The 12,343-nt window shown below is 70.4% G+C and carries 10 protein-coding genes; 5 read left to right on the top strand and 5 right to left on the bottom strand.

The features are described from left to right. Window positions 1-23 precede the first annotated feature (23 nt). Window positions 24-1,676 (bottom strand): B12-binding domain-containing radical SAM protein, encoded by a 1,653-nt coding sequence (locus WME96_RS08875; RefSeq protein WP_437289719.1) that lies wholly within the window; start codon window positions 1,674-1,676, stop codon window positions 24-26. A gap of 506 nt (window positions 1,677-2,182) precedes the next feature. On the opposite strand from WME96_RS08875, the gene WME96_RS08880 reads away from it, so the two are divergent. From WME96_RS08880 to WME96_RS08890, 3 genes are all read left to right on the top strand, one after another. Continuing rightward, a complete protein-coding gene (locus WME96_RS08880; RefSeq protein WP_437289720.1) occupies window positions 2,183-2,569 on the top strand; it encodes a response regulator in 387 nt (128 codons plus the stop codon). Window positions 2,570-3,072: 503 nt separating this feature from the next. Then, a complete protein-coding gene (locus WME96_RS08885) occupies window positions 3,073-3,429 on the top strand; it encodes a response regulator (protein WP_061619727.1) in 357 nt (118 codons plus the stop codon). Continuing rightward, window positions 3,389-3,793, top strand: a complete 405-nt coding sequence (locus WME96_RS08890) for a gamma-glutamylcyclotransferase family protein (protein WP_437289721.1) — start codon at window positions 3,389-3,391, stop codon at window positions 3,791-3,793. The genes WME96_RS08885 and WME96_RS08890 overlap by 41 nt, the downstream gene beginning before the upstream one ends. 5 nt (window positions 3,794-3,798) lie before the next feature. Here the strand turns inward: WME96_RS08890 and WME96_RS08895 are convergent, their stop codons facing one another. The 4 genes from WME96_RS08895 to WME96_RS08910 all read right to left on the bottom strand — a co-directional run bounded on the left by WME96_RS08895 (window position 3,799) and on the right by WME96_RS08910 (window position 9,497). Next, window positions 3,799-6,885, bottom strand: a complete 3,087-nt coding sequence (locus WME96_RS08895; protein ID WP_437289722.1) for a CheR family methyltransferase — start codon at window positions 6,883-6,885, stop codon at window positions 3,799-3,801. Between the two features lie 223 nt (window positions 6,886-7,108). After that, complete coding sequence (locus WME96_RS08900; protein WP_437289723.1) at window positions 7,109-7,774, bottom strand: hypothetical protein; 666 nt, start codon at window positions 7,772-7,774, stop codon at window positions 7,109-7,111. Between the two features lie 182 nt (window positions 7,775-7,956). Continuing rightward, a complete protein-coding gene (locus WME96_RS08905; RefSeq protein WP_437289724.1) occupies window positions 7,957-8,340 on the bottom strand; it encodes a hypothetical protein in 384 nt (127 codons plus the stop codon). A 410-nt stretch (window positions 8,341-8,750) separates the two neighbouring features. Further along, complete coding sequence (locus WME96_RS08910; RefSeq protein WP_437289725.1) at window positions 8,751-9,497, bottom strand: TetR/AcrR family transcriptional regulator; 747 nt, start codon at window positions 9,495-9,497, stop codon at window positions 8,751-8,753. 154 nt (window positions 9,498-9,651) lie between these two features. Here WME96_RS08910 and WME96_RS08915 point away from each other — a divergent pair, with 154 nt between their 5' ends. After that, window positions 9,652-10,320 (top strand): UdgX family uracil-DNA binding protein, encoded by a 669-nt coding sequence (locus tag WME96_RS08915; RefSeq protein WP_437292292.1) that lies wholly within the window; start codon window positions 9,652-9,654, stop codon window positions 10,318-10,320. A gap of 67 nt (window positions 10,321-10,387) precedes the next feature. Further along, a complete protein-coding gene (locus WME96_RS08920) occupies window positions 10,388-12,325 on the top strand; it encodes a potassium transporter Kup (protein ID WP_437289726.1) in 1,938 nt (645 codons plus the stop codon). The last annotated feature ends 18 nt before the right edge of the window (window positions 12,326-12,343 follow it).

A 12,343-nucleotide genomic window follows, 5' to 3' on the forward strand; every position in this document is an offset into this window, starting at 1 on the left:
GGAGGTCCCTGGCCGGCGGCGCGTCACGAGGGGGTCGCGCGGAAGCGCCGCACCCGCGCCGAGCCGGGGCCGCCGTCCTGGGTCGACAGGCCGAGCGCCGTGCGCGCGGGCGCGTGGAGGCGCTGGAGGACGCGATCGAGCAGGCGGAGCGCGCCGTCGCTCATCTTCACGCCGCGCGGCGAGCGGTAGCCGAACGCGACGCCGTCCACGACCTTGTAGGCGTTCTCCGTGGGCGAGGCGGGGCGCATCTCGACGACCAGCGCGCCGTCGCGCGTCTTCATGATGACGACGATCTCGCCCGGTCGCGCCGAGGCCTCGACGAAGGTCCACCCGCCGGAGGTCGCCTCCTTGATGCCGAGCTCGAGCACGCGCTGCAGGTCCTGCCCTGCCGGCGCGAGCGTCGTCGCGCCCTCCACCCGGATCTCCCCGCCCGGCGGGACCACGCCGCTCCCGAGCGGCATCGCCGGCCGCCGCATCTCGCGCGGCCCGGGGAACGACCACATGTCCGGCGTGATCTCCCCGCCCTCGCGGTAGGCCATCTCGATGAGGCGGCTGCGCTCGCGGGACAGCGCGTCCTCGGACCAGCCGAGGCAGGAGCGCATCATCAAGTTGAACGGGTCGAAGCGGAGCTCGAACGACGCGGGCGCGCGGGTCATGAGGTCGTCCGGGAGGACGAGGCTATGCAGGATGCGGACCTTGCACGGGAGCTCGCGCGCGCGCTCGAGCGTGCGCCGGAACGTGACGGGACCGTCGCCCGGGAGGCCGAGGAGGATGTCCACCTCGATGTCCGTGAACGTCGAGAGCTCCTCGATCACCTTCGCGAACTTCGACTCGCGGAAGGGGCGCTGCGTGCCGTCGCCGGTGTCCTTGGTGAGCGGCGGCAGCCGCGCGCCGAGCGACACGCGCGCGACGCCGCGGAGGAACTCGAGGTGCTCGTCGTGCACGTGCTCCGGATCGATCGACGCCATCAGCGCCGCCTGCTTGAAGAAGCCGACCTGCTTCTCCGCGGCCACGAGGTTCCGGAACGCCTCCGCGTTCAGGTTGAGCGGGGCGTCCACGATCTGGACGCCCGGAGCGCCCGCGGCGAGCAGCGCGCTCAGCTCCTCGACGAGGTAGGCCTCCGAGAAGACGCCGGCGCCGGCGTCGCCGGTCGAGACGCCGCAGGTCAGGCAGCTCATGACGCCGCCGCGGCTGAGCTCGAGCGGGACGATGCGATCGGTCGGGAGCAGCTTCATCCGGATCGGCGACGGGAGCTCGTCGGGCGCCACGTAGGGCGCTTCGCCCGTCGAGACCCAGCCGTCGGCGGTGGGGACGTGCAGCCCCGGCACGGCGCGCAGCGCCTCGGGGGAGCGATCGCTCAGGCGGACGATGTTCCGGAACGTGAGCTCGTTGCCGTGCACGAGGGCGTCGATGCTGGCGGCAGCGTCACGCCAGGGCGCGAGCGCGAACAGCGCTGGGCGCGCGAGGGGGCCGCAGAGGACGATCGTGCGCCCTGGCCGGTTGCGCTGCAGGTGGCGCGCGACCTCGATGAACGTGGGAAAGGACCAGACGTGCGCGGCGAGGCCGACCACATCGGCGTCCACGGTCTCGACCTCGGCGACCCACGCGTCGAGATCCCTCGTCTGCGCTTCGATCACGTGGATCGGTACGCCGGCGAGCTCCGGATCGGTGAGCAATGAGGCTTCGACACGACGGATTCCATGACTGAACGGCGCTCCCCCTCCGTCCGGCATGGTTGGCTCCATCGCGAGTAGCGCGACGCGGCGTTCGCCAGGCATCCATGGGAGTCTACCAGGGTGTCTCCCCTGTCGGGGAGTCCGTTCGCGCTCTCTATTTGCTCGCGCTTCCGGTCCGCCCTCCTTGCATCCGGAGCGCGATCGGGCTTTCATACTGCCAGGGGCGGAGCGGGGAAATGGGACGTGCCGGACCGGCGGAAGCGGCGGTCTGCCCTGCTGCGCGCTTCGTCGGCGATCTTCGACGTGGCGCGCCGCGGCGAGCGCTCCGGCGCGCGCGCGGATCGGTTCGCCCGGTGATCGTCACGCCGGGCGCATGATCGAGAAACCCCGCGCTGTGCGGGTCGCTGGCGGGGCGCGTCGCATCGACGTCGCTCCTCCCCGGCATGGGAGAGAGCGGCGCGCCGTCCTGGGAACGGCGCTGCTGCCCAGGAGAGGCGAGGGGAGCCATGCCTGGCAAGCACGTGATCCTGGTTGCAGAGGACGACGTTGACACTGCGGCGATGCTGGAGGAGCTCCTGACGCTGGAAGGGTACGAGGTCGAGATGACCGCGACCGCGCGCGCGGCGCTGGACGCGCTCGCGGATCGGCGCTTCCACGCGGTCCTGCTCGACTTGACCATGCCGGGCATGACCACGGACCGGTTCGTCGCCGAGCTCGCGCAGCTCGGTACGCCCTCTCCCCTCATGATCTTCTCGGCCCGCCTGCCGCATGAGGTGCAGGTGATGGCCGAGCGGCTGAATGCGGCCGCGCTCATCCCGAAGCCGGTGGACATCGATGTGCTGCTGAGCACCCTCGCGAGGGTGGTGCTCGCCGCCACGGGAGAGGAGCGTTGACGCTGCCCGCTCGTGCCGCGTCGGCGCGCCCGGAGCGCCCTTCCGGCGGGCTGCGCTGCTGCGCCTCAGCGCGACGGTGGTACGATCACAGGGCGTGACGTGGTGAGCGTGGCCGCGCCGCGCCATGCTCACCCTGGCTGGCCGCAGATCAAAGAGAGCGGCTTCGCTGGAGCGCTCCCCTGCTGTACCATCGGGCTTGCTGCCGACGACCGACCACCGCGATGCGTACGCCCGAACTCCTCCTGCGAGCGCCGTCCGGCCCGAACGTCTCCGCCCCCCACGCGTGTCTGGGGCGTCGGCGGCGCGCTGGCATCGACGAACGAGCGGGCGCCGCTCCGACGCGCCTTCGCGGCGCCCATCACCGCAGAGAGACCTCCATGCGCCTCCTTCCCCGCAGAACGAGCTCGATCAAGCGCCCCCCGAGCAGGGATTCAGGGCTTTCCCTGTTTCGCCGTGACGTCAGGCTTTCGCATAGTGGTTGATGCACCGTGCCTGCCACTCCCTTGAAGAGGATCCTCGTTGTCGATGATGATCCGGATATTCGAGAGACCCTCGCCGAGCTCCTGCAGGAGGAGGGGTACGCCGTCTCCTCGGCCGCCCACGGCGGCGAGGCGCTCAGCGCGCTCCGAACGGATCCGAGGCCTGATCTCATCCTGCTTGACCTCATGATGCCCATCATGGATGGCTGGCAGTTCAGGGCAGAGCAGAAGAAAGACCCGGAGCTCGCCTCGATCCCGGTGGTGATCATCTCGGCGACAGGGCGCGACGAGTTCGTGTCCTCGCTCGGCGCGGCGCAGTTCCTGAAGAAGCCGATCAACCTTGATCAGCTCCTCGCTGCGGTCGAACAGCACTGCCGGTGACGAGGCAATGCCGCTGTTCGTCTATGGCACGTTGATGCGCGGCGAGCGCTCGCACGAGCTGCTCGGGCGCGCGCGTTGCCTCGGGTCCGCCCGCACGGCCCGATCGTTCGAGCTCGCCGATCTCGGCGCCTATCCGGCGCTCGTGCGCGGGGGCTCGACCGCGGTCCTCGGCGAGCTCTATGAGCCCGACCCGGAGACGCTCGCCTCGCTCGATCTCTACGAGGGGTGCCCCGACCTCTTCCAGCGGGAGTCGATCGAGCTCGACGGAGGCGCGCGGTGCGAGGCGTACCTGATGCGCGCGAGCCAGGCGCGCGGGTGTCCCCGGATCGCCTCCGGGGACTGGCGGACACGTCAGCAGCGATGAGCGCGTCAGTCGGCGCCGGCGCGGCGCGCTGGACGTAGCCCCGGAGGCACGGCGTCGTCCTTTTCGACGCCCGTCCTGTCCTCGACGACGAGCAGCAGGGCCGGGAGCTCGCCCTCGTCGGCCTGGAGCCGAAAGGCAGAGATCGACAGCGTCTTTCGCCCGACGCGCGCGAGCACGGCCTCGAAGCGGAAGTCGACCAGCGAGGCGCTGCGGTGGAGCACGTCGCGGAGGCGCTGCTCGAGCTGCGGGGTGTTCCAGCCCGCGTCGATGGCCGAGAGCGGCCGCCCCTCGATCTCCCCGAGCGAGATCATGAACATCTCGCAGTAGCGCCCGGTGGCCGTCCGGATCCGGAGCTCGCCGTCGAGCAGGAGGAACGGGTGGCGCAGGACCTCGAAGACCGCGGAGATGCGATCGCGCGCGCCGGCGATCTCGCGCGCGGCGCGCCTCAGCGCGTCGCCCTCCAGCCAGCAGATCACCGCGCCGTCGACCTCGTTCCCGGCGGTCCGGGAGGGGCGCACCCGCATCACGTAGGTGCGGCCGTCGCGATCCTCGACCTGTCGTTCGACGGTGCTCCCCGTGTCGAGCGCCTCGGCGACGGCCGGCGCGATGTCGGCCCAACCCCTCGGCTTCACGTCGAGGATGGACCTGCCCACGTCGTTCGCGGCGAGGCCGAGCAGCCTGTCCGCGGCGCCGGTGAAGCGGCGGATCCTGAGGTCCGCGTCGAGCATCATCATCGGGATGTGGACGCTGTCGAGTAGGTCCTGCAGGTCGTCGTTCGCGAGGCCGAGCGCGACGTTGCTGCTGTGGAGCTCCTCGTTGATGGTCGCCAGCTCCTGGTTCGTCGACCGGAGCTCCTCCCGCGAAGCCTCGAGCGCGTCGTTCATCCTGTGCAGCTCGTCGTTGCTCGCGAAGAGCTCCTCGTTCGCGCAGAGGAGCTCCTCGTTCGTCGCCTCGAGCTCATCGATGATCGACTGGAGGTACTCCCTCGTGGCGACGAGCTCCCTCCGGAGCTGGACGATCTCCAGGTCCTTCTGGGGGGCGCCCTGGGGCGGGTCGCTGCCCGCGTCGAGCCTGGCCACGCCCGATTCGGAGAAGACGACGAGGAAGCAGCGCCCCTGCGGGAGCCGCACCTTGAGCGGCCACACCTCGATATCGACGTAGCGGAGCTTCTCTCCCAGCCTGACCTTGATCTGCTCCTTCCGCGCCATCGTCCACGAGCTCATCGCCGCGTCGATGGCGGCCCGGAGGCCGAGCAGGAGCCCCTCCCGGGCCATCTTGAAGAGGTGCAGGCTGGCGTCGCCCGGCGCTGGCTCGAGGTAGGGCCCTGTCTTGCCCCGGAACTGGACGATCTGCATGTCCTCGTCGACCACCACGCCGGCAGGGGCGTAGTGCATCATGACGATGGCGTCCGCCTCCCTGCGCACCGCGTCCATGCCGAGCCCCTCGGGATACCGCTCCTTCTCCGCCCTCGGCGCGGGAGCGCTCGGCAGGGCGGGCGCGGCGAGTCCGAGGGAGTAGGCCGCGTCGGGCGCGGCGCGCTTGCAGAAGATCCTGTGGGTCCTGTCCACGATCCCGAACAGGTCGGGCACCGTGCTGATGCTCTCGGACGAGCCGAGGAGCAGGAAGCCCGTCGGCTTGAGGGCGTGGTGGAACGTGTGCAGCAGCCGGCGCTGCAAGCTCGGCTCCAGGTAGATCATCAGGTTGCGGCAGCTGATCAGATCGAGCTTCGAGAGGGGCGGGGCGGTCGTGGCGTCGTGGCGCGAGAAGACGCAGAGATCGCGGACCGATTTGTTGACCTGGAAGCCGCCTTGCACGCGGACGAAGAAGCGGCGCAGCCGGCTGGGCGAGACGTCGATCGACAGGCCCTCGACGTAGATCCCGGCCCGCGCCTGCTGGATCGCGGCCTCGCTCAGGTCGGTGCCGAAGATCTGGACGGCGTGGTCACCCGCGTCGGCTTCGAGGAACTCGAGCAGCGAGATCGCGAGGGAGTAGACCTCCTCGCCCGTCGAGCAGCCCGGCACCCAGACGCGAACAGGGGAGTCCTGTGGCCTGTTGTGCATGAGCACCGGGAGCACATGGGTCTTCAGCGCGGCGAACGCCCCCGGATCGCGGAAGAACGTCGTGACCTTGATCAGGAGATCCTGGTAGAGCGCCTCGATCTCGTCCGGGTGCGCCTGCAGATGATCCAGGTACTCCTGGAGGCTCCCGATCCTGTGGAGCGTCATCCGCCGCTGGATGCGGCGCTTCAGCGTGTTCTTCTTGTAGTGGCTGAAATCCACGCCCGCTGTCGCGTGCAGCAACCTGAAGAGCTTGCCGAGGACCGGGTCGACGCCGAGGGACGGGCCCTGCGTGAGCCACGGCGCGAGCACGTGTCCGGGGCGGCCCATCCTCACGAGCTCCGCCGCGATCTCCTCGACGCCGAGGATGAAATCGATGCCCCCGGCGGCGATGGCGTTGCGCGGGAGCGCCGGTCGGTCGGCCGTGCGCGGGTCCTCCGCGAACGTGACCCCGCCCTCTGCCTTCACGTCCTTCATGCTGACGGCACCGTCGCTCCCGGCGCCGGATAGCGCGACGGCGACCGCGCTCGAGCCCAGCTCGCTCGCGAGCGAGCGCAGGAAGATGTCTGCGGGGCTCGGGCCGCCGTCGCCCCGCGGCGCGACGTCGACGGTCACGCTGTCCAGCGTCGCTCGCGCGTCCGGCGGGAGGACCTGGACGTAACCAGGTATGAGCCTCATCCCGGATCGAAGCTCTGCCACCGGCAGCGGGCTGCTCTGCATGGCGAGCTCGAGGAGCGGAGTCTCCCCGGGCTCCGCGGTGTAGATCAGCACGAGGGAGAGGCACGTATCTCGGCTCGGCAGCCGCCGGAGGAGCTCCGCGACGGCGCCGCGCCCGCCGGCCGCTGCGACGACACCGACGACGAGACAGCGCAGCTCGCCCCCGAGGTGCTGCTCGCCCGCTCTGGACGACGCGCCGGCGCCCCGGGACGGCTCGATCGCGCGCCTCGGCGCCGCCGCCCTGCCCGGCAGGTGCGTGGCGTCGCTCTGGGCCGTTGCCCTGAGTTGCGTCCGGCGTGACTTCTTGTGATCGGGCATTGTGGCTGGAACGGTTGGTTCCTTCTCAGGTGCCTTGGAGCCGCGGCGACCTGATGACGACGAAGCTATGGTTGCGTTGCGCGATCGGTCAACGGGGCGATCATCGGCTGTTCTCGTGCGCGCTGAGCGCTGGTCATCGCGTCCGACGACCTCAACCACCTTTCATGAGGCAGGGAGGGCGCAGGAAGAGGAGCGGAGTGGCGTTGTGCGCACCTCGCTCCGGTCAACTCGCGCCTTCGAGGCGCGCGAGGAGTCGTTCGAGCTGCTCCAGGATGTGCGTCGATTGCTCCGACACCGCGCGGGCGGAATCGCTGATCCCGACCAGCGTGATCTCGTCCATCCTCCCGCCGGGCTGGAGTCTGCTCAGGGCTTCCAGCGCGGCGTCGTGGCGCGCTCGGGCGATCCGAGCTGCCGCCATCGCGCGGCGCAGGCGTGCGCGCGGGGGCTCCAGGCTCTCGATCCTGGACCATCTCCGCTCTGTCCCGTCGCGCCGGGGTTCGTCGTCCGCGCGGGCCTCGGGATCGACGGGCGCCGCCGGGGCCTCGTGCGCTTCGAGCAGCGCGGGCGCCTTGCCCCCCCGCAGCGCGCGGACCGCCTCGCTCACCGCGCCGTGCGCTCGCTCCCTGCGCGGGTCGTCCGCGCGAACTCGGATGCTGACGCCGATCTCCCGGTTCATCGCCGGCTCCGGGCCGCCCTCCCATCCCCCCTCCTCCACGATCTGTTTCGTCCCGTCGTTGACGAGGAACACCTGATCGGCGTCGTGGAACCGCTCTGCCCGCAGCGCCAGCAGCGCGGAGCGCGCCGCCTCGAGCGAGCGGATGTGCTTCATGAGCGCGAGCCGCCTGCCCCTGAAACGAACGTAGATACTGTAGCTGATCTGGGGCGCCATCTGCTTCGCCTCGTGGGCCCGGTCGCGTCATGCCGTGTTCAGCGTTCCTCTTGAGCGATCAACGTTCAGGCTCAGCCCGCCCATGAAGTCGGTCGAGCAGGCGGTCGACCCGTCGTCCTCGTTCCCGCGGATCCCTCGTCGAGCGCGCGTGGAGCGCAGCCGCGGCGCGTGCTGCTCTGGGCTCACGCCTCCGGCACCGTCGTCAGCAACACCAGGCTCCCGGCGGTCCGCTCGGCCGTCCTGCACGCGGTGCGCACGAGCTGCCACTCCGCCTTCACGAGCTCCGCCATCAACGATCTGTCGTCACAGAGGGCTTTGCTCAGCGACGCCTCGGCGTCGTCCCCGAAGGAGAGCACGCGTATCGCGATGGCGAGCGCGAAGTCGTTGGTCAGCCGGACGCGCAGATCGACGTCCGGCGTGCAGACGTGGAGCGCGTGCTCTTCGAGGGCGATCTCGATCCTCTCCGCGATCGACCGCTCGGCGTCGGCGCTCCATTGAATCGAGCGGCACGTCTGCCGGAGCAGCTCCTGGAACAACCGTCTATCGCAACCGAACCGTGTGCTCATGCAGCCCCCCCTCGACAGCGCCCGTTCCCGGCGGAGAACCGCCCAGCGAGCGCCCGTCATCGGCCGGAGCGCGCGGCGGCCGACATGACGCGGCTGAACGATCAGGACCGCCCCCGTAGCTGCGCTCCTCCGGAGATCGCCCGAGCGGCGCCCTCCGCTTCCCCGACCCCACCCCCTGGCTGTCCCGAAGCTGGAGTCCGTTGACGGCTAGCTGTACCTCAGATGGCGCCCGACCGACCGCTAGGGTGATGAGGAATCACGCATCAGGGATTTCCTGTACAAAAGCCCTCATTCTGCGCCGGGCGCTCCCAGCCTCTATCGGGAAGATCCTGGTGCCGTGAGCGCTGATCCGACGACAGCGACTCGCCAGGGCTGCCGAGGCCGGCCGCATGGGTGAGCCGGCGCGCGCGTCAGGTCGCCTTGGCCCTGGAGCGCCTGCGCTCACCGCCGCCGCGTTCGCCGCCCGCGCTAGCGGCCGGCGCGGCGCCGGTGGTCTGCGGCGCGCTGCGCGGCGGTGCCTCCATGACCGACGGGTCAGCGACGGCGCGCACCTCCGGGGCGAGCAGGCCGTGCGTGAAGAGCTGGAGCACCTGCGCGCACCAGGCGCCGATGTCTGGCCTCGACGGCGCGTCGATCAGCTTGCGCACCAGGCGATCGAAGGCGCCGGAGACGAGCGCGGCGATGACGCCGGGCTCGAGATCGCGCCGGTAGAGCCCGATATCCATCGCGTACCGGACGCGGCTCTCCACCTGGCGCGCGACGCGCTGGGCGAACTCGTCGATCAGGTAGGCGTAGGGGGCTCCGCCGCCGCCCGCGAGCATCATCTTGAGCAGCGCCCGGTTCTGCCAGCAGAACTCGAGCACCTCGACGTCGTGCGCGAGGACCCGCTTCAGGTACTCGTTGATCGACGCCCGCTCGCTCTGGAAGACGATGGGCGGCGGCTCCACGCACCCGGCCAGGCGCGCGATGAAGGTCTCGACGATCTGCTTGAAGCAGTCGTCCTTGCTCTGGAAGTGCAGGTAGAAGGCGCCCTTCGAGACGCCGGCCCGCTCGGTGATGTCCTCGACCCGCGCCGCCGCGAGGCCGCGCTCGGTGAACGCTGCCTCGGCGGCGCGGAGCAACTCGATCCTGGCGCGGCGATCGGCGAGGCGGGGCATTCTGACTGGTCGGTCAACGTCCGGGGACTGAGCCACTATGGGAAGGCCGTCATGGGCCGTCAAGCCGGCTCGGCCGTGCGCCTCGCGACGCGCCGCGTTCGAACGCGCTCGAGCTGCTGGCATGAGCGATGCTCCCGGTGAGCTCGAGGAAACCATGGTGACCGTGGCGAGGCGAAATGCAGCAGGGCGTGACGCCGTGGCCGGAGCGACAACGGCGGAGGCGCTCGTACCCAGCCACCCTTCCTTGCCGAGCCTGCGCGAGGCCGCGGCGGGCTGCCGGGCGTGCCCGCTGTGGGAGCGCGGCACGCAGACGGTGTTCGGCGAGGGAGCGGCGCGATCCGACGTGCTCCTCCTCGGCGAGCAGCCGGGCGACAAGGAGGACCTGGCCGGCAAGCCGTTCGTGGGCCCGGCGGGGCAGCTCCTCGATCGCGCGCTCGAGGAGGCGGGGATCGATCGACGCCGGGCGTACGTCACCAACGTGGTCAAGCACTTCAAGTGGGAGCCGCGCGGCAAGCGGCGCATCCACAAGAAGCCCGACGCGCGCGAGATCCGCGCGTGCCTCCCCTGGCTCGCGGCAGAGATCGCGGTGGTGGAGCCGCAGATCGTGGTGTGCCTCGGCGCGACGGCGGCGCAGGCGCTGCTCGGGAGCTCGTTCCGGGTCACGCGCGATCGCGGCCGGATCGTCGCCTCGCCGCTCGCGCCGCGCACGCTCGCGACGGTGCACCCGGCCTCGATCCTCCGCATGCCGGACGAGGCCTCCAGGCAAGCCGAGCTCTCCCGCTTCATCGAGGATCTCACCGCGGTGGCGCGCGCGCTCGGCTGAGCGGTCGCCGCCCGACGCGCTCCGCCTCCTCGCGGCGCGCGCTCGCGATGGAGTAGGATTCGCCCCGATGACCACAAGCCCACAGCCGGTCCCGGGCGCAGAGCGACGCGCGCCGACCCCCTCGGCCGCGCACGCCCACGGCACGAAGAAGATGTGGCCGCTGATGCTCGCGGCGCTCGGGGTCGTCTACGGCGACATCGGGACGAGCCCTCTCTATGCGATGAAGGAGTGCTTCAGCCCGGCCAGCCCGCACCACGTCGCGCTGACGCCGGCCAACGTGCTCGGCGTGCTCTCGCTCATGTTCTGGTCGCTGATGCTGGTGGTGACCATCAAGTACGTGACGTTCATCACGCGGGCCGACAACGAGGGGGCGGGCGGCATCCTCGCGCTCCTCGCGCTCGTGCCGAACAGCGAGCGCAAGGGCGACGGCCGCGGCCTGCTCGTGCTCCTCGTCCTCTTCGGCGCGTCGCTCCTCTACGGCGACGGCGTGATCACCCCGGCGATCTCGGTGCTGTCGGCGGTGGAGGGCCTCGAGGTCGCGACGTCGACCCTGAAGCCCGCGGTCGTGCCGATCACGTGCGCCTTGCTGCTCGCCCTGTTCCTCGTGCAGAAGCGCGGCACGGCCGGGATAGGGACGGTCTTCGGGCCGGTGACGCTCGTCTGGTTCCTCGCGCTCGCGCTGCTGGGAGCGAAGGAGATCGTCCACAGCCCGGGCGTGCTCCGGGCCGTCTCACCGGAGTACGCGGTGAGCTTCTTCGTCGAGAACAAGGTGCACGGCTTCCTCATCCTCGGCGCGGTCGTCCTCTGCATCACCGGCGGCGAGGCGCTCTACGCCGACATGGGCCATTTCGGCCGCGAGCCGATCAAGTACACCTGGTACACGATCGTCTGGCCGGGGCTGCTCATCAACTACTTCGGCCAGGGCGCGAAGCTCCTCGAGGACCCGACCGCCGCGGCGAGCCCGTTCTACGCGCTGGTCCCGTCGTGGGCGCTCTACCCCACGGTGGCGATCGCGACTGCGGCGACCGTCGTCGCGTCCCAGGCGCTCATCTCCGGGGCCTTCTCGCTGACGCAGCAGGCGGTGCAGCTCGGCTATTTCCCGCGCGTCACGGTGGTCCACACCTCGAAGGACGAGGCGGGGCAGATCTACATCCCCGAGGTGAACAGCGGGCTCCTCGTCTCGTGCCTCGTGCTCGTGATCACCTTCAAGAACTCGAGCGCGCTCGCGGCCGCGTATGGCATCGCCGTCACCGGGACGATGGGGATCACGACGGTGGTCTATTACGTGGTCACCCGGAAGACGTGGGGATGGCCGGTCTGGAAGTCGCTCCCCCTCGCCGGGCTCTTCCTGGTGATCGATCTCGCGTTCTTCGCGGCGAACAGCGCCAAGTTCTTCCACGGGGGCTGGGTGCCCATCGTGATGGGGGCGGCGACCTTCACGGTGATGACGACCTGGAAGACGGGGCGCAAGCACCTCGCGGCCGCGATCAAGTCGGCGATCCTGCCGCTCGACGTGTTCCTCGAGGACGTGAAGCGCACGAAGCCGCACCGGGTGCGCGGGACGGCGGTCTTCATGGCGTCGAGCCCGGAGGGCACGCCGCCGATCCTGCTGCACCACGTGAAGCACAATCAGGTGCTGCACGAGCAGGTGGTGCTCCTCTCGATCCAGGTGCTGAACGTGCCCGAGGTGCCGGCGGAGCGGCGCACGACGGTGATCCCGCGGGGCGAGGGCATCTACCAGGTCACGGCGTGTTACGGCTTCATGCAGACGCCGAACGCCCCGTCGGTGCTGGAGGGATGCAAGCGGCACGGGCTCATCATCGATCTCGGGAGGACGAGCTACTACCTCGGCAGGGAGACGCTGCTGACGACGGGCAGCTCGAAGATGTCCCGGTGGCGAAAGGCGCTGTTCGCGTTCATCTCGCGGAACGCGCGGCCGGCGACGGCCTATTTCGGGCTGCCCCCGAACCGGGTCGTCGAGCTCGGCATGCAGGTCAATTTCTAGGTAGAGCGCGGCCGGCGG

Source organism: Sorangium sp. So ce406 (assembly GCF_051474675.1).
GTDB lineage: Bacteria > Myxococcota_A > Polyangia > Polyangiales > Polyangiaceae > Sorangium > Sorangium cellulosum_G.